20 protein-coding genes are annotated in these 22965 nt (G+C 62.6%); 12 read left to right on the top strand and 8 right to left on the bottom strand.

What is annotated here, in order from left to right; translation table 11 throughout:
- Window positions 1–136: 136 nt before the first annotated feature.
- The 3 genes from thrC to JMY24_RS05575 all read right to left on the bottom strand — a co-directional run bounded on the left by thrC (window position 137) and on the right by JMY24_RS05575 (window position 4337).
- Window positions 137–1588 carry a threonine synthase gene (thrC, locus tag JMY24_RS05585; protein WP_128594944.1) on the bottom strand — a complete coding sequence of 484 codons (1452 nt, stop codon included), beginning with the start codon at window positions 1586–1588 and terminating at the stop codon, window positions 137–139.
- A gap of 8 nt (window positions 1589–1596) precedes the next feature.
- Window positions 1597–2928, bottom strand: coding sequence for a homoserine dehydrogenase (locus JMY24_RS05580; protein ID WP_128594943.1), 1332 nt, complete (start codon window positions 2926–2928; stop codon window positions 1597–1599).
- 161 nt (window positions 2929–3089) lie between these two features.
- Entirely contained in the window at window positions 3090–4337 is a 1248-nt protein-coding gene (locus JMY24_RS05575; RefSeq protein ID WP_128594942.1) for a pyridoxal phosphate-dependent aminotransferase, read from the bottom strand.
- A gap of 564 nt (window positions 4338–4901) precedes the next feature.
- Here JMY24_RS05575 and JMY24_RS05570 point away from each other — a divergent pair.
- From JMY24_RS05570 to JMY24_RS05520, 11 genes are all read left to right on the top strand, one after another.
- Window positions 4902–5276 carry an Mth938-like domain-containing protein gene (locus tag JMY24_RS05570; protein WP_128590785.1) on the top strand — a complete coding sequence of 125 codons (375 nt, stop codon included), beginning with the start codon at window positions 4902–4904 and terminating at the stop codon, window positions 5274–5276.
- A 514-nt stretch (window positions 5277–5790) separates the two neighbouring features.
- Complete coding sequence (locus JMY24_RS05565; RefSeq protein WP_128594941.1) at window positions 5791–7512, top strand: glycosyltransferase family 39 protein; 1722 nt, start codon at window positions 5791–5793, stop codon at window positions 7510–7512.
- A 25-nt stretch (window positions 7513–7537) separates the two neighbouring features.
- Complete coding sequence (locus JMY24_RS05560; protein WP_128591355.1) at window positions 7538–7909, top strand: SMR family transporter; 372 nt, start codon at window positions 7538–7540, stop codon at window positions 7907–7909.
- 194 nt (window positions 7910–8103) lie between these two features.
- On the top strand, window positions 8104–9264 hold the full coding sequence (locus JMY24_RS05555; RefSeq protein ID WP_201701489.1) for a DegT/DnrJ/EryC1/StrS family aminotransferase: 1161 nt from the start codon (window positions 8104–8106) through the stop codon (window positions 9262–9264).
- A 6-nt stretch (window positions 9265–9270) separates the two neighbouring features.
- Window positions 9271–10323, top strand: coding sequence for a glycosyltransferase (locus JMY24_RS05550; RefSeq protein WP_128591350.1), 1053 nt, complete (start codon window positions 9271–9273; stop codon window positions 10321–10323).
- The gene (locus tag JMY24_RS05545) at window positions 10320–11255 is read left to right on the top strand and encodes a formyltransferase (RefSeq protein ID WP_201701488.1); all 936 of its coding nucleotides are present in this window, start codon (window positions 10320–10322) and stop codon (window positions 11253–11255) included. Before JMY24_RS05550 ends, JMY24_RS05545 begins: the two co-directional genes overlap by 4 nt.
- Window positions 11252–12295, top strand: coding sequence for a bifunctional UDP-4-keto-pentose/UDP-xylose synthase (locus JMY24_RS05540; RefSeq protein ID WP_128594939.1), 1044 nt, complete (start codon window positions 11252–11254; stop codon window positions 12293–12295). Before JMY24_RS05545 ends, JMY24_RS05540 begins: the two co-directional genes overlap by 4 nt.
- A gap of 13 nt (window positions 12296–12308) precedes the next feature.
- Window positions 12309–13202 carry a polysaccharide deacetylase family protein gene (locus tag JMY24_RS05535; RefSeq protein WP_128594938.1) on the top strand — a complete coding sequence of 298 codons (894 nt, stop codon included), beginning with the start codon at window positions 12309–12311 and terminating at the stop codon, window positions 13200–13202.
- A gap of 184 nt (window positions 13203–13386) precedes the next feature.
- Window positions 13387–13848, top strand: coding sequence for a peroxiredoxin (locus JMY24_RS05530; protein ID WP_020065818.1), 462 nt, complete (start codon window positions 13387–13389; stop codon window positions 13846–13848).
- 355 nt (window positions 13849–14203) lie between these two features.
- Window positions 14204–16066 carry a PhoH family protein gene (locus JMY24_RS05525; protein ID WP_201701487.1) on the top strand — a complete coding sequence of 621 codons (1863 nt, stop codon included), beginning with the start codon at window positions 14204–14206 and terminating at the stop codon, window positions 16064–16066.
- Window positions 16067–16282: 216 nt separating this feature from the next.
- Entirely contained in the window at window positions 16283–17512 is a 1230-nt protein-coding gene (locus JMY24_RS05520) for a C40 family peptidase (protein ID WP_201701486.1), read from the top strand.
- Between the two features lie 79 nt (window positions 17513–17591).
- Here the strand turns inward: JMY24_RS05520 and rfaD are convergent, their stop codons facing one another.
- From rfaD to JMY24_RS05505, 3 genes are read right to left on the bottom strand one after another with little or no spacing between them, the layout of a single operon-like run.
- Window positions 17592–18617, bottom strand: a complete 1026-nt coding sequence (gene rfaD, locus JMY24_RS05515) for an ADP-glyceromanno-heptose 6-epimerase (RefSeq protein ID WP_128594937.1) — start codon at window positions 18615–18617, stop codon at window positions 17592–17594.
- Window positions 18610–19536, bottom strand: coding sequence for a D-glycero-beta-D-manno-heptose-7-phosphate kinase (gene rfaE1, locus JMY24_RS05510; RefSeq protein WP_128594936.1), 927 nt, complete (start codon window positions 19534–19536; stop codon window positions 18610–18612). Before rfaE1 ends, rfaD begins: the two co-directional genes overlap by 8 nt.
- Before the next feature lie 60 nt (window positions 19537–19596).
- On the bottom strand, window positions 19597–19986 hold the full coding sequence (locus JMY24_RS05505) for an acyltransferase family protein (RefSeq protein ID WP_128594935.1): 390 nt from the start codon (window positions 19984–19986) through the stop codon (window positions 19597–19599).
- A gap of 319 nt (window positions 19987–20305) precedes the next feature.
- On the opposite strand from JMY24_RS05505, the gene JMY24_RS05500 reads away from it, so the two are divergent.
- Window positions 20306–21112, top strand: a complete 807-nt coding sequence (locus JMY24_RS05500; protein WP_128586508.1) for an SDR family NAD(P)-dependent oxidoreductase — start codon at window positions 20306–20308, stop codon at window positions 21110–21112.
- A gap of 85 nt (window positions 21113–21197) precedes the next feature.
- Here JMY24_RS05500 and JMY24_RS05495 read toward each other — a convergent pair whose 3' ends face one another.
- Together JMY24_RS05495 and JMY24_RS05490 are read right to left on the bottom strand one after the other, a co-directional pair.
- Window positions 21198–22208: an inorganic phosphate transporter gene (locus tag JMY24_RS05495; RefSeq protein ID WP_128586509.1), complete on the bottom strand. Its 1011-nt coding sequence runs from the start codon at window positions 22206–22208 to the stop codon at window positions 21198–21200.
- Complete coding sequence (locus tag JMY24_RS05490) at window positions 22208–22834, bottom strand: DUF47 domain-containing protein (protein ID WP_027798850.1); 627 nt, start codon at window positions 22832–22834, stop codon at window positions 22208–22210. The genes JMY24_RS05495 and JMY24_RS05490 overlap by 1 nt, the downstream gene beginning before the upstream one ends.
- Between the last annotated feature and the right edge of the window lie 131 nt (window positions 22835–22965).

Below are 22965 nucleotides of genomic sequence, written 5' to 3'. Positions count from 1 at the left end.
CTCGTACCGGAGTTTTCAGGGGTTCGCCGCAGCGGGTGCGGCAAGCGTCGCATCGATCGCCGCCCGAGCGCGCGGCGTAGATTCAGCACTGCTGGTTCAGCCTGTCACGCGGGCCGCCAGCCCGCGCTCCAGTCAATTACGCACTCGTGTTCGCCACGATGAAGTCCTTCACGCGCTGTGCGTCGGCGGGCAGCACTTCGAAACGCTGCGGCAGCGACTCCAGTCCCGTGAAGGCGGCCGGACGCTCGGGCTCGCGCAACAGCGCTTCGCGAATCGTCTCGCCGAACTTGATCGGCTGCGCCGTCTCCAGCACGATCATCGGCACGCCGGGTTGCAGATGTTCACGCGCGACCTTCAGGCCGTCTGCCGTATGCGTGTCGATCATCGTGTCGTAGCGCTGGAAGACGTCGCGAATCGCTTCAACGCGGTCGTCATGGCTGCTGCGCCCCGACACGAAGCCGAACTCCTTCACGCGAGCAAAGTCGCCGCTCGCAGCGAGGTCGAAACCGCCCTTTTCCTCGACGTCGCGGAACAATTGCAGCACGCGCGCCGGATCGCGGCCGAGCAGATCGAACACGAAACGTTCGAAGTTCGACGCCTTCGAAATGTCCATGCTCGGGCTGCTCGTGTGATACGTCTCCGCGGCCTTGCGCACGCGGTAAATGCCGGTGCGGAAAAATTCGTCGAGCACGTCGTTTTCGTTGGTCGCCACGACGAGTTTCTCGATCGGCAGCCCCATCATGCGCGCGATGTGACCCGCGCATACATTGCCGAAATTGCCCGACGGCACCGTGAACGACACGCGCTCGTCGTTGCTCTTCGTCGCGGCAAAATAGCCCTTGAAGTAATAAACGACCTGCGCGACGACGCGCGCCCAGTTGATCGAATTGACCGTGCCGATCTTGTATTTCGCCTTGAACGCGTGATCGTTCGAAACGGCTTTGACGATGTCCTGGCAATCGTCGAACACGCCTTCGACCGCGAGGTTGAAAATGTTCGGATCTTGCAGGCTGTACATCTGCGCGGTCTGGAACGCGCTCATCTTCTTGTGCGGCGACAGCATGAACACGCGAATGCCCTGCTTGCCGCGCATTGCGTATTCGGCGGCGCTGCCGGTGTCGCCCGAAGTCGCGCCGAGAATGTTCAGCGTTTCGCCGTGTTTTGCGAGCGCATATTCGAACAGGTTGCCGATCAACTGCATCGCCATGTCCTTGAACGCAAGCGTCGGACCGTTCGACAGTTCCAGCAGCGACAGCGGCGCGCCGTTCTCGACGCCGAGTGTTTTCAGCGGCGTGATCTGCTCCGCGCCTTCGTCGTCGCGTACGTTGCAGTATGTCTGCGCCGTGTAGGTCTTGCGGGTCAGCGCGCGCAGGTCTTCAGCGGGAATGTCGTCGCTGAATTTCGACAGTATCTCGAAGGCAAGGTCCGCATACGGCAGCGTGCGCCAACGCGCAAGTTCGTCGGCGCTGACGCGCGGGTATTCGGCCGGCAGATACAGCCCGCCGTCTTTTGCGAGACCGCCGAGCAGAATGTCGGAGAAAGTGTGGCGCTCGCCGGCTCCGGCGCCGCGCGTGGAAAGGTAGTTCATAGTTCGGCCTAGTTCAGCGCTTCCATGCGCAGCTTCGTGACTTGCGAGACAACGGTCTGCAGCGCTTCGATCGACCTGATCGCCGCGTTGACGTTCTTTTCAACCGTTTCGTGCGTGATCAGGATGATGTCGGTCTCGCCCTTACCGTTTGCATCCACGTGCTCCGATTCCTTTTGCAGGAGCGCGTCGATCGAGATGCCGGTGTCGGCCAGAATGCGCGTGATGTCGGCCAGCACGCCGGTCACGTCCGCGACCCGCAAACGCAGGTAGTAGCCGCTCGTCACTTCGTCGATCGGCAGGATCGGCGTGCTCGACAGGCGGTCCGGCTGGAAAGCCAGATGCGGCACACGATGCTCCGGGTCGGCCGTATGCAGGCGTGTCACGTCGACCAGATCGGCGACCACGGCGGACGCCGTCGGCTCCGCGCCCGCGCCCTTGCCGTAGTACAGCGTGGTGCCGACTGCATCGCCGTGCACGACGACCGCGTTCATCGCGCCTTCCACATTGGCGAGGAGGCGCTTTTCCGGAATCAGCGTGGGGTGCACGCGCAATTCGATGCCCTTGTCGGTGCGCCGCGCGATGCCGAGCAGCTTGATGCGATAGCCGAGTTCCTCGGCGTATTTGATGTCGATTGCGGCGAGCTTGCTGATGCCCTCCACATACGCGCGGTCGAACTGCACCGGCACGCCGAACGCGATTGCGCTCATGATCGTCGCCTTGTGCGCGGCGTCCACGCCTTCGATGTCGAAGGTCGGATCGGCTTCGGCGTAGCCCAGTTCCTGCGCGGCCTTGAGCGCGGTCGCGAAGTCGAGCCCGCGGTCGCGCATTTCCGAAAGAATGTAGTTCGTCGTGCCGTTGATGATGCCCGCGATGTACTGGATGCGATTGGCCGTCAGACCTTCGCGCAGCGCCTTGATGATCGGGATGCCGCCCGCCACCGCCGCCTCGAATGCGACCATCACGCCGTTGGCGCGCGCCGCTTCGAAGATTTCCGTGCCGTGCACCGCGAGCAGCGCCTTGTTGGCCGTGACCACGTGCTTGCGATTCTTGATCGCGCGCAAAACCAGGTCGCGCGCCACGCCCGTGCCGCCGATCATTTCCGCGACGATGTCGATCGACGGATCGTCGACCACCGCGTTGAAGTCGTCGGTGAGCGCCACGCTCGCCGCGTCAGCGCCCAGCGCCGCGGTCGCCTTCGCCGGATTGCGCACGGCAATGCGCGCAACCTCGATGCCGCGGCCGGCCCGGCGTTTGATTTCTTCCTGATTGCGGCGCAGTACCGTGAAGGTGCCGCTGCCTACCGTGCCGAAGCCCAGCAGTCCAACTTTGATCGGTTCCATGCAGCGTGTTTTCGAGTAGATGTTGAAAAAGTGCCCCCAACCCTGGTGCTTTGCCCCAGGCCCCGAGGGGGTGAGAAAACTTGGGCGGCCCGGCGTTTTCTCACGAGGAAACGGGTGTCGGGTGCGATGCGCCGCCGAAGCCGCGGATCGCCTATTGTGCGCTAGGCCGTGTGACGTTTGCGATAACCGTCGAGAAAACGCGCGATCCGGTTGATGGAATCCGCGAGGTCGTCGACATTCGGCAGGAACACGACGCGGAAATGATCCGGCGTTTTCCAGTTGAAGCCCGTGCCCTGCACGAGCAGCACGCGCTCTTCCAGCAACAGGTCGAGGATGAACTGCTGATCGTTCTGGATCGGATAAACCTTAGGGTCGAGGCGCGGGAACATGTAGAGCGCCGCTTCCGGCTTCACGCAGCTCACGCCGGGGATAGACGTGAGCATGTCGTACGCGAGCTCGCGCTGTTTATAGAGGCGCCCGCTCGGCACGATCAGGTCATTGATGCTCTGATAGCCGCCAAGCGCGGTCTGGATCGCGTACTGGCCCGGCACGTTCGGACACAGGCGCATGGAAGCGAGAATGCCGAGTCCTTCGAAGTAGTCTTTCGCGTGACGGCGGTTCTCGCCGGTCAGGCCCGAAATGAACATCCAGCCCGCGCGGTAGCCGCAGGAGCGGTAGCTCTTCGACAGGCTGTTGAACGTGACCGTCAGCACGTCTTCCGAGAGCGCCGCCATCGACGTATGCGTCTTGCCGTCGTAGACGATCTTGTCGTACACCTCGTCGGCGAAGATCACGAGGCCGTGCTGGCGCGCTATCTCGATCAGGCCCAGCAGCAGTTCGTCGGAGTACAGCGCACCGGTCGGGTTGTTCGGGTTGATGACGACGAGCGCGCGGGTGTTCGGCGTGATTTTCGCGCGGATGTCGTCGAGGTCCGGCATCCAGCGGTTCGCTTCGTCGCAGATGTAGTGCACCGGCGTGCCGCCAGCGAGGCTCACGCCGGCCGTCCACAGCGGATAGTCGGGCGCGGGCAGCAGCACTTCGTCGCCGTCGTTGAGGAGCCCCTGCAGCGCCATCACGATCAGCTCGGAGGCGCCATTGCCGATGTAGATGTCATCCAGTTCGACGCCGTGCACGCCCTTTTGCTGCGTGTAATGCATGATCGCCTTGCGCGCGGCGAACACACCTTTGGAATCCGAATAGCCGGACGAACCGGGCAGGTTCAGGATCATGTCCTGAATGATTTCGTCGGGCGCCTCGAAACCGAACGGCGCCAGATTGCCGATGTTCAGTTTGATGATGCGGTGGCCTTCTTCTTCGAGCCGTTTCGCATGTTCGAGGACGGGCCCGCGAATGTCGTAGCAGACATTCAACAACTTGTTGGATTTGAGAATCGGTTTCACGGCGGGCACTTCATCCTGGTTAATTGGCTTGGAGCCGCGGGTCTGCAGCTTCGGGCGAACGGGCACGGGCACGGGCAAACAACTAAACGCGCCAGCCGGGTTCGCGGATACGGGCAAACGGGCGCGGCCGGCGCGGGTCGGGCCGCCCGTTGCAGCCACTTCCCGAGGTTCTGTGCAGAGTCCGGTCAGCGCGCATTGCGGCGGATTGCGCCGATGCAGCAGTGAGACGGGCTAAAGCAGGCTAAATGCAGGCTAAAAGCGGAACAAAAGCGGACGAAAGCGGGCAAAACCAGGGCACGTAGCCGATAGGCCCGCCCCGGATCGTCAGCGCGGCTTGTGGCGGCGCATGCCGAGAGGCGCCGCTGGGCGGCTAAAAAGTTATAATTTAGCGGATTTTGGCCGACTTCCGCAATGCACCAACCGTAATGGGACCGTGACGGAACCGTAACGGAACCGCAACGGGAGCTTTTTCGACCCTTTCGTGTCCCACTCGCGTCTGACCGCCCTGCTCGCGCTTGCCGCGATCAGGCCGCCAACACGCATGATGTCTCGCGACGACTTCGGAAAACGAATTTGAAATTACATCAGGATTCCAGCGGCGCCCTCAATACCGTGACCGGCTACGGCGCCGGCTATGTCGAAATCAATCTGGTGCGTCATTCCGGCAGCCTTCTCGTGCTTCCGGAAGCGCCTGTCATTCCCTGGCCCGTCTCCTCCTTCGAGCAACTGAGCCCCGAGCTTTTCGCGATGCTGGTCGAGCCCGCGCCCGAAGTGGTGATCTTCGGCAGCGGCGAGCGGCTGCGGTTTCCGCACCCGCGCCTGACCGCCGCGCTCACCGCCAAACGCATCGGCGTCGAAACGATGGACTTCAAGGCCGCCTGCCGCACGTACAACATTCTGATGGCCGAGGGCCGCAAGGTCGCGGCCGCGTTGCTGATCGAAGGCTAGCGGGCCTGGCGGATGGTGCGAAGACGGCGCATCTGTCGCGTCTGCGGCCTTGAGTCGACCGCCGCGGCTCGAATTGCGCGGATGCGTTCAGCTAGTGTTCCTGTCGTGGCCCACAGTGCTGCCCGTATTGCTGGCTCAAGGGCGCCGAGTGAGCGCTTCACGCGAAATGCAGCAGCCCCGCGCTCGCCGGGTCACGGACGATCACGTACACTGCGCGCCATCCGTGCGAAGCCGGCGGTCTGGATATGAGCGATTGCGGCTCGCGTTGACGTGGCTGCGCGAGCCGCTCAGCTAGTCGCGGCAGCGGCCGACGCCTGTTCGCCGGGCGCCCGACGGCGCAGGCAGCCGCGCGTTCAGCGGCGCGCGAACTGCGCCGGGCGCAAGAGCAGCCATAAGACCCGGCGCGAGCCAGGGCATAGCAGCACCGCGGCTGGCTACGTAGTTCAGGCCTGCCGCCAATTCCGAATAACAACGCAGCGCCGCCAATGCGGCGTTGCCAGAAAGGTTTAAATCCATGAACGATACGCCGTCGAGGCTACCGCTCAACCGCACCGCGATCCTGCTGCTGGTGCTGGCCCTTGCCGTCATCTGGTTCGTGCCGCTTGGCTGGCGCCATCTGCTGCCGAGCGACGAAGGCCGCTACGCCGAAATGGCGCGCGAAATGTTCGTCACCGGCGACTGGATCACGCCGCGCTACAACGGCTACAAGTACTTCGAGAAACCGCCGCTGCAAACGTGGGCCAACGCGCTCACGTTCGCGTGGTTCGGCATCGGCGAATGGCAGGCGCGGCTCTACACGGCGCTCGCGGGATTTGCCGGCGTGCTGCTGATCGGCTTCACGGGCGCGCGCGTGTTCAATGCGGTCACCGGCGTGTTTGCAGCGCTGGTGCTCGCGACGTCGCCCTACTGGAACCTGATGGGCCACTTCAACACGCTCGACATGGGCCTGTCGTTCTGGATGGAACTCACATTGTGCGCATTGCTGCTCGCGCAGCGCCCGAATCTCAAGACCGCCTGTGTGCGCGGCTGGATGTGGGTGTGCTGGGGCTCGATGGCGCTCGCCGTATTGTCGAAGGGCCTCGTCGGCGTCATTCTGCCGGGCGCCGTGCTGGTGCTCTATACGTTGGTCGCGCGTGACTGGGCGGTGTGGAAGCGCCTGCATCTGATCGGCGGCCTCATCGTGTTCTTCGCGATCGTCACGCCGTGGTTCGTGCTGGTGCAGCAGCGCAATCCCGAATTTCTCAACTTTTTCTTCATCGTTCAGCAGTTCAAGCGCTACCTGACGCCTGAGCAGAACCGTCCCGGGCCGTTCTATTATTTCGTGCCGGTGTTGATCGTCGGTTTCCTGCCCTGGCTCTCGGTGGCACTGCAAAGTGTGCGTCACGCATGGCGCCTGCCGCGCCAGCCGAATGGCTTCGCGCCGGTCACGATGATGCTCGTCTGGACAGGCTTCATCTTCCTGTTCTTCAGCGCGTCGCATTCCAAGCTGCTCTCGTACACGCTGCCTATCGCACCGCCCATCGCGCTTCTGATCGGAATGTATCTGCCGCTCGTCACGCGCGACCAGTTGCGCCGCCATCTCGCCGGCTATGCACTGTTTCTCGTAGTGGCCGCGTTCGCCGCGCTGTTTCTGCCGCGCTTCGGCAGCCAGCGCAATCCCGCCGAACTGTACGCGGCGTACCGCACGTGGGTACTGGCCGCGCTTGCCGTCGCGTTCGTGCTGACGCTCGCCGCACTGTGGTTCAATCGCCGCAGCAGCGCCGGCAGTCTCGGCACGATCGCGAGTTTTGGCGCGGCGTGGCTTTTGCTCGGCACGATCGCCGGTATCGGTCACGACGTGTTCGGCCGCCTCAGTTCCGGCGCGCCGCTCGCGCCCGCGATCAAGGCCCAGATGGCGAAGTTGCCGGCCGACACGCCGTTCTACTCGGTCGGCGTGCTCGATCACACGTTGCCCTTCTACGTCGGCCATACGATGACGATGGTCGAGCATCCGGACGAACTGGCGTTCGGCGTGTCGGTGGAACCGCAGAAATGGCTGCCGTCGGTAGAGGCGTGGGTCGAGCGCTGGAAGACCGACCGCTACGCGCTCGCGCTGATTCCGCCGTCGACTTACGACCGGCTCCTGAAAGAAGGCCTGCCGATGCAGGTCGTTGCCCGGGACTCGCGCCGCGTCGTCGTAATGAAGCCGCTCGCTGCAGGCGCGGCGGCTACGCCGGTAGAAAAACCGCAACAGTGACCCCATATCAGGAGCTCCATACCCGATGAACCCGATTTCCCTCTTTTGTATTCTTGCCGGCGTCGCGTTGAATGCCGGCGCGCAATTGCTGCTCAAAGCCGGAACGAATGCCGTTGGACACTTCGAATTCACCCGTGCGAACATCGTGCCGATTGCTTTTCGCATTGCGACGCAGCCGCCGATCATCGGCGGTGTGGCCTGTTATGTGATCAGCCTCGCCGTCTGGATCGTCGGGCTGTCGCGCGTGGATGTGTCGATCGCCTATCCGATGCTGTCGCTCGGCTATGTCGTCAACGCTTTCGCCGCGTGGTATCTGTTCGGCGAAGTGCTGTCGGTGCAGAAGCTGGTCGGCATCGGCGTGATTCTGGTGGGCGTGATCATAGTCGCGCGCAGCTAGCGCACCGCGAAGAAACCGCGGCAAAGCTGCCGCAAAGATAGCGTAAGCCGGCATCCGTACCGGCTAAGCAAAACGTAAGGTTGATCGCGGTATGCTCCGCGGTTTGCACCCTTTTTAGCCTTGGCCTGGATTTGCGCGTAGTGTGTGTCCACCGCGCCTTCAGGCCGCGGCCTTTTCGATCGAGCGAAGCATTCATGACCCAGTCAACCGTTCCGCCGCTGCCGTTCCTGCCGTTCGTCAAACCGGAGATCGACGAAGAAACGATTCGCGGGGTAGCCGACGTTCTGCGCTCGGGCTGGATCACCACCGGCCCCCAGAACCAGAAGTTCGAGGCGGCGCTCTCTGAATTCTGCGGCGGCCGTCCCGTACGCACGTTCAACTCCGGCACGGCCACGCTCGAAATCGGACTGCGCATCGCCGGCGTGGGCGAAGGCGACGAAGTGATCACGACGCCCGCTTCGTGGGTATCGACCAGCAACGTAATTTACGAAGTCGGCGCGACGCCGGTGTTCGCCGACATCGACCCGGTCACGCGCAACATCGACCTCGACAAGCTCGAGAAGGCGATCACGCCGCGCACGAAGGCGCTGATTCCGGTTTATCTGTCCGGCCTGCCCGTCGACATGGACCGTCTGTACGCGATCGCGCGCGAGCATAAACTGCGTGTGGTGGAAGACGCCGCGCAGGCGTTCGGCTCGACGTGGAACGGCAAGCGCATCGGCGCGATCGGCGACATGGTCTCGTTCAGCTTCCACGCAAACAAGAACCTCACGTCGATCGAAGGCGGCGCACTGGTGCTGAACAACGAGGACGAAGCCGTCCTCGCGCAGAAATACCGACTGCAGGGCATCACGCGCACGGGTTTCGACGGCATGGACTGCGACGTGCTCGGCGGCAAATACAATCTGACGGATGTCGCCGCGCGCGTCGGCCTCGGTCAGCTACCGCACCTTGAACGCTTCCTCGCGCAACGCAGGAAACTGGCGCGCGCCTACTTCGCCGGCTTTGAGGGCGGCGCGGCGCTGAAGCTGGGGGTTGGACTGCCGTTCGCCGACTTCGAGAACAGTAACTGGCACATGTTCCAGATCACCTTGCCGCTGGAGAAGCTTTCGATCGACCGCGCCGGTTTCATGGGCCAGTTGAAAGAACGCGGTATCGGTTCGGGCGTGCACTATCCGGCCATTCATCTGTTCTCGCTGTACCGCGCGCGCGGCTTTACGGAAGGCATGTTCCCGCACGCCGAGCGTTTCGGCGCGACGAACGTCACGTTGCCGCTCTTCACACTGATGAACGAAGGCGACGTGGAGCGCGTGTGCCGCGCGGTCAATGAAATTTGCGAACAATACGGAAAATAAGCGGAAATGATTTATACGGAACAACGCGCCGTCGCACCGGAAGTGTCGATCATCATTCCGGTGTACAACGAGGAAGCCGGGCTTGCGGCGCTATTCGCGCGGCTCTATCCGGCGCTCGACGCGCTCGGCACGTCTTATGAAGTGATCTTCATCAACGACGGCAGCCGCGACAAATCCGCCGCGCTGCTCGCCGAGCAGTTCCGCGCGCGCCCCGACACGACCCGCGTGATCCTGCTGAACGGCAACTACGGGCAGCACATGGCGATTCTCGCGGGCTTCGAGCAGTCGCGCGGCGAGATCGTCATTACGCTCGACGCCGACCTGCAAAACCCGCCGGAAGAAATCGGCAAGCTGGTCAACAAGATGCGTGAAGGCTTCGACTACGTCGGCACGATTCGCCTGCAACGTCAGGACAGCTTGTGGCGCCGCAAGGCTTCGCGCGTGATGAACCGGCTGCGCGAGCGCATCACCCGCATCAAGATGACCGATCAGGGCTGCATGCTGCGCGCGTACAGCCGGCACATCATCGACACGATCAATCGCTGCGGCGAAATCAACACGTTCATTCCGGCGCTCGCGTACACATTCGCGCAGAATCCCGTCGAGATCGAAGTTGCGCACGAGGAGCGCTTTGCCGGCGAATCCAAGTACTCGCTCTATTCGCTGATCCGCCTGAACTTCGACCTCGTGACCGGCTTCTCGGTCGTGCCGCTGCAGTGGCTGTCGTTCATTGGCGTGATCCTGTCGCTCGGCTCCGCGGCATTGTTCGTGCTGCTGCTGATTCGGCGCTTCATCATCGGGGCGGAAGTTCAGGGTGTGTTCACGCTCTTCGCCATTACGTTCTTCCTGCTCGGCGTGATCATCTTCGCGCTCGGACTGCTCGGCGAATATATCGGTCGAATCTATCAACAGGTGCGCGCCCGTCCGCGCTATCTGGTGCAGACGATTCTCGAACAGCGCGACGGCGCGGCCGTGGTTGAAATGCCGCGTCAAACCGTCGTGCAAGCGATTCAACCGGCGCCGCTCGCCGACCATCACGACGAGGGCCCGAACCGATGAAACCGCGCGCCGTCGTATTCGCGTATCACAACGTCGGCGTCCGCTGCCTGCAGGTACTGCTCGCGCGCGGCGTCGACGTGGCGCTCGTCGTCACGCACGAAGACAGCCCGACCGAAAACATCTGGTTCGGCAGCGTGGCGACGGTCGCGGCCGAGCACGGCATTCGCGTGGTGACGCCCGCAGACCCGAAGAGTCCTGAATTGCGAGCGGCCGTCAGCGCCGCACATCCCGACTTCATCTTCTCGTTCTACTACCGCCACATGTTGCCGGTCGACCTGCTCGCGCTCGCCGCGCGCGGCGCTTACAACATGCACGGCTCGCTATTGCCCAAGTACCGCGGCCGCGTGCCGACCAACTGGGCAGTGCTGCACGGCGAAACCGAAACCGGCGCGACGCTGCACGAAATGGCCGCGAAGCCCGATGCGGGCGCGATCATCGCTCAAACGCCGGTGCCGATTCTGCCCGACGACACCGCCGCGCAAGTGTTCGACAAAGTCACGGTGGCCGCGGAGCAAACGCTGTGGCGCGTCTTGCCCGCCTTGCTCGCTGGCGAAGCGCCGCATCTGCCGAACGATCTCGCGCACGGCAGCTACTACGGCGGGCGCAAGCCGGAGGACGGCCGCATCGACTGGACCCAGCCGGCGCAACAGGTCTACAACCTGATCCGCGCAGTCGCGCCGCCCTATCCCGGCGCGTTTGCCGACATCGACGGCCGGCGCTTCGTCGTCGCGCGCGCGCGGCTTGCGGCGCCCGGCGCGCTTCGCCCGGATTTGCCGCCGGGCCTGCACGTAAGCGATAATGGTGTTTTCGCGATATGCGGCGACGGTCGCGCGATCGCCATCCACGAATTGCGGCATCAGCACGACGGCACTGAAACCGTCGTCACTCCGGCCGAATTCGCCCAGCTCATTCAAACTCCCCGACATTTATGAAGAAAGTCCTGATCCTGGGTGTGAACGGCTTCATCGGCCATCACCTGTCCAAACGCATTCTCGAAACGACCGATTGGGAAGTCTTCGGAATGGACATGCAGACCGAACGTCTGGGCGATCTCATCAATCATGAGCGGATGCACTTTTTCGAAGGCGACATCACGATCAACAAGGAGTGGGTCGAATATCACGTCAAGAAGTGCGATGTGATTCTGCCGCTGGTCGCGATCGCCACGCCGGCCACATACGTGAAGCAGCCGCTGCGCGTGTTCGAGCTGGACTTCGAAGCGAACCTGCCGATCGTGCGCTCGGCGGTCAAGTACGGCAAGCACCTCGTATTTCCGTCGACCTCCGAGGTCTACGGCATGTGCACGGATGAGCAATTCGATCCCGAAGAATCGCAACTGTCGTACGGTCCGATCAACAAGCCGCGCTGGATCTACGCGTGCTCGAAGCAGTTGATGGACCGCGTGATCTGGGGCTACGGCATGGAGGGTTTGAACTTCACGCTGTTCCGCCCGTTCAACTGGATCGGCCCGGGCCTCGACTCGATCTACACGCCGAAGGAAGGCAGCTCGCGCGTGGTCACGCAGTTCCTCGGCCACATCGTGCGCGGCGAGAACATCAGCCTCGTCGACGGCGGCGCACAAAAGCGCGCGTTCACGGATATCGACGACGGCATCGGCGCGCTGATGAAAATCATCGAGAACAAGGACGGCGTCGCGACGGGCAAGATCTACAACATCGGCAACCCGACCAACAACTTCTCGGTGCGTGAGCTCGCGCACAAGATGCTGACGCTCGCCGCGGAATTTCCGGAATACGCGGACACCGCGAAAAAGGTCCAACTGGTCGAGACGTCGTCGGGCGCGTATTACGGCGCCGGCTATCAGGACGTACAGAACCGCGTGCCGAAGATCGACAACACGATGCAGGAACTCGGCTGGGCACCGAAGTCGACCTTCGACGAAGCGCTGCGCAAGATTTTCGAAGCGTATCGCGGCCACGTCGGCGAAGCACGCGCGCTCGTCGAACAGTAATAAGGGCTGATCCTTGGCCCGAATCGTCCTGAAGATCGACGTTGACACGCTGCGCGGCACACGCGAAGGCGTGCCGAATCTCGCGCGTATTTTCGACCGCTTCAAGGCGCGCGCTACTTTCCTCTTCAGCCTCGGCCCCGATCACACAGGTTGGGCAATGCGCCGTGTGCTGCGGCCGGGCTTTTTGCAGAAGGTGTCGCGCACGTCGGTGGTCGAGCACTACGGGCTCAAGCAGTTGATGTACGGCGTGCTGCTGCCGGGGCCGGACATCGGAGCCAAGGCGTCGGCGGAAATGCGGGCGATCCACGAAGCCGGTTTCGAGTGCGGCATTCATACATGGGATCACGTGTACTGGCAGGACAACGTGCGATCGAAAGATCGCGCGTGGACGTCGGCGCAAATGCAGAAAAGCCACGACCGTTTCATTGAAATCTTCGGTGCACCACCCGTCACGCATGGCGCGGCCGGCTGGCAGATGAACGGCCATGCGTTCGAGCAGATCGACGCCTGGGGCATGCACTACGCGTCCGACGGCCGGGGCCATTCGCCGTATTTTCCCGTGGTCGACGGAAGAACGCTTGCGCATGTGCAGATGCCGACCACGCTGCCGACGCTGGACGAAGTCCTCGGCGTGGACGGCGTGGACGAACACAACGTCGCGGCCTTCATGCTGAGGCACACGGAAAACAATCCGCACGATCAGGTGTTCACGCTGCACGCGGAACTCGAAGGACAGAAGCTCGCGCCGATCTTCGAACAGTTGCTGGAAGGCTGGCGTGCACAAGGCCACACGTTCGCGACCATGGGCGACTACTACGCCACGCTGGACCGCGGCGCGCTGCCATCGTACCCTGTTACGTGGGGCGAAATTCCAGGGCGCTCCGGCGAACTGATCGTCCAGCCGTGACTGGCCGCTCGGCGTGCTGAATTCACGCAGCCATTGAGTTGCTGTCCGGCAGCCCGCCCTGACGACTCAACCGCCACGCGAGAATATGCGCGCACCGGTAGCCCCTTCCCCCAACTCGATGCCAGGCCGACGCCGCCTTGTCGGATTCACAAGGCGGCGCCGCCCATAACAACCGGAGAACCTCGTGTCCATCGCAGTCGACCAACCCATCCCCGACTTCACCGCTCCCGCCACCGGAGGCGAGATCACGCTGTCCAAACTGCGGGGCAAGAAGGTGGTGCTGTATTTTTATCCGAAGGACAACACGCCCGGCTGCACGACCGAAGGTCTGCAGTTTCGCGATCTGTATCCGAAGTTCAAGAAGGCCGGCGCGGAGATCATCGGCGTGTCGCGCGACAGCCTGCGCTCGCATGACAACTTCAAGGCAAAGCTCGAATTGCCCTTCCCGCTGATCTCGGATCCGGAAGAAAAGCTGTGCGCGCTCTTCAACGTCATCAAAATGAAGAAAATGTATGGCAAAGAAGTACGGGGAATCGAACGCTCCACGTTCCTGATCGATAGTGACGGTGTGCTGCGCACGGAGTGGCGCGGCGTGAAGGTGCCCGGGCATGTCGACGAAATTCTGGAGGCTGTACAAGCGCTTTGAGGCGCGTTATATTGGGTTGCAATGAGTGCCTGTCCACCCCAAATTTTTCGTCGCTGCGCCACACTCGACGGCCGCTTTGCCGGATGCATCGGGTCCGTCGGAGTCGTCAGGCGCAATGCGAACACCGTAGGCGAGCCGCTTGCCCCGTACGCCGGGGCGGCGGCTTTTTCAATTGCGCGCAGCCGTACGTTCACTCGGCCGCGCGTTACCGTTAAGGAGCCGATCGAAGACCAGGCGAACCGGCATCTCTAGACCGAATGCGCGCCTCCGGGCGCAAACTGCGTGCGCAACATCGGCACGGGCAGAATGCGACAGGCGGCGCACGATATGTGACCCGATAATTTCGAGGGAAACCATGCCTTTGCCTACCCCCCCCAGCAAGCTCGGCAATCTCCTGCCGCCTGACGAATACAAGGCCAAAGCCGCCACACCGGCGCGCTCCGCTTCGAAGAAACAGGCCGAAGGCGAATCCGCGGAGTCGGCCGATTACGGCCGCGCGAACGTCGCCACGCCCATGTCGCACGCCGCCAATGCCGCGACCACGTTGCGGCCGGTGCCGGCATCGTCGGCAGCCGCAACGGGGAACGCGGCGGACGAGGCCGCTCAGGCACGCGGCGCGTCGGGCTCCGGGCGCAAGACGAGGCAAACCGCCGCGCTGCTGCAACCGGTTCCCGGTGCCCGTCCGCAAGCCGAACCCGCTGGCGAGCCGCAGCCGGTCGTGGCACGCACGCCGAGCGCGAAGCAGCCCACGGCGAGCACGCCGGCCGCCGCGCCTACCGCGCGCGGCACGAATAAAAAACGCGGCACCGCCGCCGAGCCGGTCGAAGTTCAGAAGCTCTTCGTGCTGGACACGAACGTGCTGATGCACGACCCGAGCTGCCTGTTCCGTTTCGAGGAACACGACGTCTATCTGCCGATGATGACGTTGGAAGAACTCGACAACCACAAGAAAGGCATGTCGGAAGTCGCGCGTAACGCTCGCCAGGTGAGTCGCACGCTGGACGCACTGGTGGCGAACGCGGGCAATATGTCCGAAGGCATTTCGCTCGCGCGTCTGGGCAGCCGCGAGGCGTCCGGGCGTCTGTACTTCCAGACCAAGCTGACCGCGATCGAACCGGTCGAAGGTCTGCCGGAAGGCAAAGCCGATAACCAGATTCTCGGCGTCGTGCGCGCGTTGCAGCGCGACCGGGCGGATCGCCAGGTCGTGCTGGTGTCGAAAGACATCAACATGCGCATCAAGGCGCATGCGCTGGGCCTGCCTGCCGAAGACTACTTCAACGACCAGGTACTCGAAGACAGCGACCTGCTGTATTCGGGCATCCGCGCGCTGCCGCAGGACTTCTGGACGAGACACGCGAAGGGCATGGAGAGCTGGCAGGACACCAAGACGGGCACCACGTATTACCGTGTGACCGGTCCCTTGTGCCCGTCAATGCTCGTCAACGAATTCGTGTATCTCGAGCCGCAGAACGGCGAGCCGGCGTTCCACGCGCTGGTGCGCGAGCTGAACGGCAAGACAGCGCTGCTGCAAACGCTGCGTGACTATGGCCACCACAAGAACAACGTGTGGGGCATCACAGCGCGCAACCGCGAGCAGAACTTCGCGCTGAACCTGTTGATGAACCCCGAGATCGACTTCGTGACGCTGCTCGGCCAGGCCGGCACCGGCAAGACGCTGGTTGCGCTCGCGGCGGGTCTCGCCCAGGTGCTCGACGACAAGCGCTACAACGAGATCATCGTGACGCGCGCCACGGTGCCGGTTGGCGAGGACATCGGCTTTCTGCCCGGTACGGAAGAGGAAAAGATGCAGCCGTGGATGGGCGCCTTCGACGACAACCTCGAAGTGCTGCAGAAAACCGACGACGCCGCCGGAGAATGGGGCCGCGCCGCGACTCAGGAACTGATCCGCTCGCGCCTGAAGATCAAGAGCATGAACTTCATGCGCGGACGGACGTTCGTCGACAAGTATCTGATCATCGACGAGGCGCAGAACCTGACGCCCAAGCAGATGAAAACGCTGGTCACCCGCGCGGGTCCCGGCACGAAGATCATCTGCCTCGGCAATATCGCGCAGATCGACACGCCTTATCTGACGGAAGGCAGTTCTGGCTTGACCTATGTGGTCGACCGTTTCAAGGGCTGGGCGCACAGCGGCCATGTGACGCTCGCGCGCGGCGAGCGCTCGCGCCTTGCCGACTACGCGTCAGAAATCCTTTAAGAATCAATTAGCTGGCTGTACCTTGGAGCCGCGCCCGGAGATTTCCGGGCGCGGCTTTTTCATTGCGGCGGCGTCTTTAGGCAGCGTCTTTCGGCAGCAACACTTAGCGCACGAACTTCAAGTAATTTGTCAAGAGTTCTTGCCGCTTCCGCGTTTCACCGGCTACCATCCGGACATCGTCCGCCTTTAAACGAGCGTTTACCGCTTTACTCTTTCATGCGCCGACTTGCGTTTTCGCTGCTGACCGTGCTGTTGCTCGCCGCCTGTGCCGGCGCGCCGCAGAAGACGTCGTCGCGCGGCTCTTCAGGCGGGGTTGTCGTCGCAAACGGCGCGTATCGCGCGCCACCACCCGGTTTCCCCAACTTTGTCGACCACAGCATTGGCCGCGAGGAAATCTCTATTCAGGCGATGAGCCTCGTCGGCGTGCCCTACCGTTGGGGCGGCAACACGCCCGATAGCGGCTTCGATTGCAGCGGCCTGGTTCGCTATGTCGTGGCGCGCGCGGCTTCGGTGAATTTGCCGCGCACGACCGCCGATATGAGCGGACGCGGCGAATCGGTCGAGCCGGACGAGATCGCGCCGGGCGATCTGATTTTCTTCAACACGACCGGTCGCGCGCACTCGCACGTGGGCATCTACGTGGGCAAGCTGCGCTTTGTGAATGCGCCGTCGACGGGCGGCACGGTGCGGCTCGATTATTTGACCAATCCGTATTGGGCGAAGCGCTTCGACGGCATTCGCCGCGTGGCCGGACCGGCCGCGAAGCCGGCACCGTTCGACGCGCCTAATTATCAGGCAGCGGCGCCGCAGACGGAGCGTGCGGTAGCACAGGCGGCGACCGCGGCATATGGCGGCGGCGAGGCGACGGCGGCGAATGCACCAACAGCTGCGAGCCGAGCAGCCCCCGTCTATGTCACCGGTTCGTCGCCCTCCCGAGCGACAGCTCGCGCCGGCGCGGAGCCGCGCGCGCCATCGACTGCGGCGGCCGAGCCGGCCCTAGCGGCCACGCCGGTAGCGCGCGCGGCCCAGGCCGATCCCTTCGAACCTCCCCCGCCTGGCATGAGCGCGGCGCAGATTCAGGCGCGCGCAGCAGGCGCGGTATCGCCGACGCCTGTTCTGTCGGCTCAGGCAAGTGGGTATGACGGCGGCGCCAGCGCACCGGCTCTACGGCAAGCCGCTGCAGGTGCCCCGCCCCTTTCCCGAACGGCAACCGCGCGCGAAGCCGATGCAATCGACGCAGCCGCCGATGCGTTCGAGCCGCCGCCGCCTGCTTCGGTCGCGGCACGTCAGGCACGCCTGGCGCGGCAGGCGGACGCGGCAGAGCGCGCACCGGCCGACACTGGCAGCGTGCAGATCATGCGAGCCTCGACGGCCTCACGAGGCCTCGCTGCCCCCTCGCAAACCAACGACGACCCGATCGCCCGTTTCGCCAACGGGAATTTCTAACTAGACGGTGTGTCTGGCCCGTGCGCCGCGACACTCGCGCACGGACAGACGTCGACGGATCAATGGCATCGCCAGCAGGTCACAAAGTGGCCGCGTCCTTTTCAAGACCGAGCAGTCGCTCGACATACGCACTTACCCCTTTTTCGACGTCGGCGAATACATGATCGCAGCCCGCGGCCCGCAGGTTGTGCAGATTCGCCTCGGTAAAGCACTGATACTTGCCGTGCAACGCGCGCGGGAACTCGACGTATTCGATCAGCCGCTCGGCGACCATGCGATCCAGCCCCAACGCGCCCAGCTTTTGTGACGCACGGACCGCGTTGACCGCGCTCAGCGCGACGTCGTTGAAGGGCTGCGCGCGGCCGGATCCCAGGTTGAACACGCCGCTTCTATCTGGATGATCGAAGAACCACAAATTGACAGCGACAACGTCGTCGATGAACACGAAATCGCGCATCTGCTCACCGGGGCCATAGCCGCCATAGCTGCCAAACAGCTGCACCTTGCCGTGCGCCCGGAACTGATTGAAATGGTGGTAGGCCACCGATGCCATGCGCCCCTTGTGTTGCTCGCCGGGACCATAGACATTGAAGTAGCGGAACCCCGCAATCTGGCTGCGCGACGCCGGCAAAGCGCGGCGCACCACCTGGTCGAACAGGAGCTTGGAGTAACCGTAGACGTTCAACGGCCGTTCAAATGCAGGATGCTCGATGAAGCCGCTGGAGCCGCTGGAGCCGCCATAAGTGGCAGCACTCGATGCGTAGAACAGTCGAGTGCCCGTCGCCATACAGGCGTCGAGCAAGGTCTTGCTCGACGCGTAGTTGTTGTCGAGCATATAGCGACCGTCGTGCTGCATGGTGTCGGAGCACGCGCCTTCATGAAACACCGCGTCGACATGGCCGTAGCGCCCGCTTGCGAAGGCATCGTAGAACGTGGACTTGTCGCTGTAGTCGCTGATCTGCAAATCGACCAGGTTGTGGAACTTGTCAGCGGACGTTAGATTGTCTACGGCAATCACGTTCGTTATGCCGCGCGCGTTCAGCCCACGCACAATATTGCTGCCGACAAACCCGGCAGCACCGGTCACGATAATGCGCTCAGACATGCCGATTGAGTTCCTCGAGTGTGATGGGCGCGGTGCCAATCTTCCCAACTACAACACCGGCGGCCGCGTTAGCGAGCCGTGCTGCACTTTCCATGTCATGGCCTGCACCCAGCGCGGCGGACATGGTGGCAATCACTGTGTCGCCCGCGCCGGAAACGTCGTAGACCTCGCGCGCCTGTGCGGGAATGCGAACGTGCCGGTTCTCGACAATGAGGCTCATGCCCTCCTCGGATCGGGTAACGAGCAACGCTCCAAGCTCCAGTTCGTCGCGCAGTTTGAAGGCGCGCCGCTCGAAGTCCGACTCGCCATTCCACTTGCCCACAGCCTGCGCGAATTCATCGCGGTTCGGCGTAACGACGCTTGCGCCGCGGTATATCGAGTAGTCCGGCCCCTTCGGATCAATCAGAATGGTTGCATTCGCGGCCCGCGCGTCGCCCATCATCATGCGTAGGTGCGCGAGGCCGCCTTTGCCGTAATCCGAGAACACGACGGTCTTGCATGTTTTCAGCTTCTCCCGGAACTGGGCCACTAGCGGAAACAACAACTCGTGGTCCGGACGCTGTTCGAAGTCAGCGCGCACGATTTGCTGGTTGCGTGAAATGACGCGAAGCTTCACGGTGGTTTGCAGTGCTGGATCGCGGAGGAACGCGCAGTGAACGTTGCGGGATTCCAGCAAGGACTGCAAAGCACGCCCATCCTGATCGTCGCCCACGACCGACAACAGCGTGGTCTGAACACCCAGGTTCACCGCGTTGACGGCGACATTGGCTGCGCCGCCAGCCACGTCTCGCGTGCGCTGAACGTGAACCACGGGCACGGGTGCCTCCGGCGAAATACGCGTGCTGTCTCCAAACCAGTAGCGATCCAGCATTACGTCACCGGCGACGATGACGGAAGCCGATGAGCAATCTAGACTCACTTCAGAATTCCTTGAGATAGTGTTTTACGACGTTTTAAAACGTGGCGAGCAGAATGCGGATCAACCGCTTTCGGCTTCACGGGCCGTGTTGCCCGCAGCGGCCGGTTCATAGCGACCACGCGCTGGTGCGGCCTCGCCATACGCCCTGGCAAGCTTGCGGCCATGCAGACGGGCCGGCACTTCGATCAGGCGATAGGTCAGTTCGGCCAGGACCACTGTGCAACTCAAAAAAACGCTGGTGAGGAACAGCAGGTCTGTTGTGTTCGCGCGGTCCATTCCACTGAATGGCGAGAGGTGAAGCCCCAACGCAATGACTGGCCCATTGACCAGATAGATCGCATACGACCTGTCGCCGACCCGGCTGGCAGAAAGCGATTCCATGCCATGGTGGTGCCAATAAGCCCACTGCTGGATGTTGACCACGTTAAGAATTCCGCCGAACAGCGGCATGCGTTGCTTCAAGTAGATGGTGTGTCAGGACAAAAACGCTGCGGGCAAGTCAAATGATGCACCAACCCGCTTCTTATAATTCGCTATCCTTAATTAATAATCGCGATCGACGAACAAGCGGTACGGGCCAAACGCGCGGACATTCTCATAAATGAGATGGTCAGCCGACGCTGCCTGACGTTTCCACACAACACACCACATCAATCGGATTCATCCGATCGACGCGCTCACAAGCGCCGCCAGCAATCGCGACTCCGTCAGCACACGTTGGCCGCCGATCTGCTATCGTCATCGATATTCTTCCGAACGGGTGGCGACAATGGATCTCGGGCTGAAAGACAAAGTGGTGCTGATCACGGGCGGCAGCAAGGGAATCGGCTTCGCGTGCGCCCGGGCTTTCGCGCTGGAAGGCGCGAAGGTGGCAATCGTTTCGCGTGATCCCGCGAATCTGGCGCGCGCCTACGAACAGTTGAAGCAGGAAGGCTTGCATGTGCACCGCACGCGCGCCGATCTGCATGAGCCGCATAGCGCCGCCGACATCGTGGAGGAAGTCAGCACGGCCGTCGGCCCGATCGACGTACTGGTCAACAGCGCCGGCGCGGCCCGCCGCTACGACCCCGAAACGCTCGACGCGGATGCCTTCCGCGCCACGATGGAAGCCAAATATTTCCCTTACATCTACCCGCAGCAGGAAGTGCTGCGCCGCATGGCCGAGCGCGCGAAAAGCGGCAATCCTGGCGAGCCCGGCACGATCGTCAACATCATCGGCATGGGCGGGAAGATCGCGAGCGATATCCATATCGCCGGCGGCGCCGCCAACGCTGCGCTGATGCTGGCCACGGTCGGCCTGGCCCACTACTACGCGCGCTACGGCATTCGGATCAACGCGATCAATCCGGGCGCGACGCTCACCGAGCGCGTCGAAGAAGCGGTCAAGCTCGAAGCAACGCAACAAGGCATTCAGAGCGCCGAAGCGCTCGCGCGTGGACAGGCGAAGGTGCCGCTTGGGCGTTACGCAAAACCGGAGGAAATTGCAGATGTCGCGCTGTTTCTGGCAAGCCGCCGCGCAAGCTATGTGACGGGCGCGATCGTCCCGATGGATGGAGGCAGCGCGCCGCTGATCTGAGCGATGCGCGCTGTTTGTCGAGGCTGTAGCGCTGCGGTTGCGGAGCGAACGGTCTTGCCGCCCGCCCCGCAGCCCGTAGTTGTAGTTACAGCAAGCGGTGACCGAGCCACCAGGCGGCGGCGGCGAGCGCCGCTGACGCCGGAATCGTCAGAATCCATGCCCAGACGATGTTGCCGGCCACGCCCCAGCGGACTGCGCTCAGCTTCTGCGTCGCGCCCACGCCGACGATCGCGCCGGTGATCGTATGCGTGGTGGACACTGGAATACCGAGCCAGGAAGCGGTGAACAACGTGATCGCCCCGCCCGATTCGGCACAAAAGCCGCCAACGGGCTTGAGCTTGGTAATTTTCTGACCCATGGTGCGGACGATTCGCCAGCCGCCGAACAACGTGCCAACCCCCATCGACAGATAGCAGCCGCCGATCACCCACAGCGGCGGCGCCTCCGCGATCGACGATGCATAGCCGGTCGCGATCAGCAGCATCCAGATGATGCCGATGGTTTTCTGCGCGTCGTTACCGCCGTGGCCGAGGCTGTACAGACCAGCCGACACGAGTTGCAGACGCCGGAAGCGCCGGTCGACCTTGCTCGGCGGCGTACGGAAATAAATCCACGACACAGCCAGCATGAAAAACGAACCGAGCACGAACCCGAGCAGCGGCGAAATGAAAATAAACGCTACCGTCTTCAGCAACCCGTCGAGGTTGAGCGAACCCCAGCCCGACTTGGCAAGCGCCGAGCCGACGAGCCCGCCGATCAGTGCGTGCGAGGAACTCGACGGAATGCCGTAGTGCCAGGTAATCACATTCCAGCCGATCGCGCCCACTAGTGCACCGAAAATCACGTAATGATCGACGATGCCGGGGTCTATCGTGCCCTTGCCGACAGTCGCGGCCACTTTCAGGTGAAACACGAAATATGCGACGACGTTGAACGCCGCGGCGAACGCCACCGCCTGTTGCGGCTTGAGCACACCTGTCGAGACGACGGTGGCGATCGAGTTTGCCGCGTCGTGAAAACCGTTCATGAAGTCGAAAACGAGCGCGACGGCGACCAGGCCGGCGACGACCCAGATAGCAAGTTGTATCGATTGCATTATGCGTTTTCCAGCACGATGCCTTCGATGATGTTTGCTACGTCTTCACACTTGTCCGTGATCGTTTCGAGCAATTCGTAAATGGCTTTGAGCTTGATCAGGGTTTTGACGTTGTCTTCTTCGCGGAAAAGCTTGGACATGGCCGAGCGCAGCACCCGGTCGGCCTCGGACTCGAGGCGGTCGATTTCCTCGCACGCCTTCAGAATCTGGCTCGCCTGCTTCATGTCCGACAACAGGCTGACGGCGAATTGCACCCGCTCGGACGTCGCCGTGCAGATGTGCGCAAGCTGGCTCGCCTCGGAAGTGACCGACTGGACGTCGTAAAGGGAAATAGCGGTGGCGACGTCCTCCATCAGGTCGAGGATGTCGTCCATCGTGGTGATCAGCTTGTGGATCTCATCGCGGTCGAGCGGCGTGATGAAGGTCTTGTGCAGCAGGTCGATGGTTTCGTGCGTGAGTTTGTCTGCAGCCTTCTCGGCTTTTTGCACGTTTTGCTTATGAGTTTCGGCGTCTTGCAGATTGTCGATCAGCAGCTCGAGTTCGCGGCTTGCCGAGACGATGCACTGTGCGTGCGCATTGAAAATATCAAAGAACTTGCCCTCGGTGGGCATGAATCGACCGAACATTGGGATCCCGAAAATTGGTCACATTATGGCTGACATAAAACCGCCATATTGTACCGTTGCGGGCCCGATGTAGCACTTTGCAAAGCGCGCTTACAACAGCGGCCATTGCGTTTGCGCGGTCTTTGCGCTGC

The organism is Paraburkholderia kirstenboschensis (assembly GCF_904848585.1).
In the GTDB taxonomy this organism is placed as follows: domain Bacteria; phylum Pseudomonadota; class Gammaproteobacteria; order Burkholderiales; family Burkholderiaceae; genus Paraburkholderia; species Paraburkholderia kirstenboschensis.
Note: the sequence above shows the minus strand (reverse complement) of the source record. Positions and strands in the feature narration are given on the sequence as shown.

Bases quoted from the DNA above. Each gene is read 5' to 3' on its own strand.
- rfaD (WP_128594937.1), bottom strand. From the start codon at position 18,617: ATGTCTGAGCGCATTATCGTGACCGGTGCTGCCGGGTTTGTCGGCAGC.
- JMY24_RS05520 (WP_201701486.1), top strand. From the start codon at position 16,283: ATGCGCCGACTTGCGTTTTCGCTGCTGACCGTGCTGTTGCTCGCCGCC.
- thrC (WP_128594944.1), bottom strand. From the start codon at position 1,588: ATGAACTACCTTTCCACGCGCGGCGCCGGAGCCGGCGAGCGCCACACT.
- JMY24_RS05540 (WP_128594939.1), top strand. From the start codon at position 11,252: ATGAAGAAAGTCCTGATCCTGGGTGTGAACGGCTTCATCGGCCATCAC.
- JMY24_RS05545 (WP_201701488.1), top strand. From the start codon at position 10,320: ATGAAACCGCGCGCCGTCGTATTCGCGTATCACAACGTCGGCGTCCGC.
- JMY24_RS05580 (WP_128594943.1), bottom strand. From the start codon at position 2,928: ATGGAACCGATCAAAGTTGGACTGCTGGGCTTCGGCACGGTAGGCAGC.
- JMY24_RS05555 (WP_201701489.1), top strand. From the start codon at position 8,104: ATGACCCAGTCAACCGTTCCGCCGCTGCCGTTCCTGCCGTTCGTCAAA.
- JMY24_RS05490 (WP_027798850.1), bottom strand. From the start codon at position 22,834: ATGTTCGGTCGATTCATGCCCACCGAGGGCAAGTTCTTTGATATTTTC.
- JMY24_RS05560 (WP_128591355.1), top strand. From the start codon at position 7,538: ATGAACCCGATTTCCCTCTTTTGTATTCTTGCCGGCGTCGCGTTGAAT.
- JMY24_RS05550 (WP_128591350.1), top strand. From the start codon at position 9,271: ATGATTTATACGGAACAACGCGCCGTCGCACCGGAAGTGTCGATCATC.
- JMY24_RS05565 (WP_128594941.1), top strand. From the start codon at position 5,791: ATGAACGATACGCCGTCGAGGCTACCGCTCAACCGCACCGCGATCCTG.
- JMY24_RS05495 (WP_128586509.1), bottom strand. From the start codon at position 22,208: ATGCAATCGATACAACTTGCTATCTGGGTCGTCGCCGGCCTGGTCGCC.
- JMY24_RS05500 (WP_128586508.1), top strand. From the start codon at position 20,306: ATGGATCTCGGGCTGAAAGACAAAGTGGTGCTGATCACGGGCGGCAGC.
- JMY24_RS05525 (WP_201701487.1), top strand. From the start codon at position 14,204: ATGCCTTTGCCTACCCCCCCCAGCAAGCTCGGCAATCTCCTGCCGCCT.
- JMY24_RS05505 (WP_128594935.1), bottom strand. From the start codon at position 19,986: ATGCCGCTGTTCGGCGGAATTCTTAACGTGGTCAACATCCAGCAGTGG.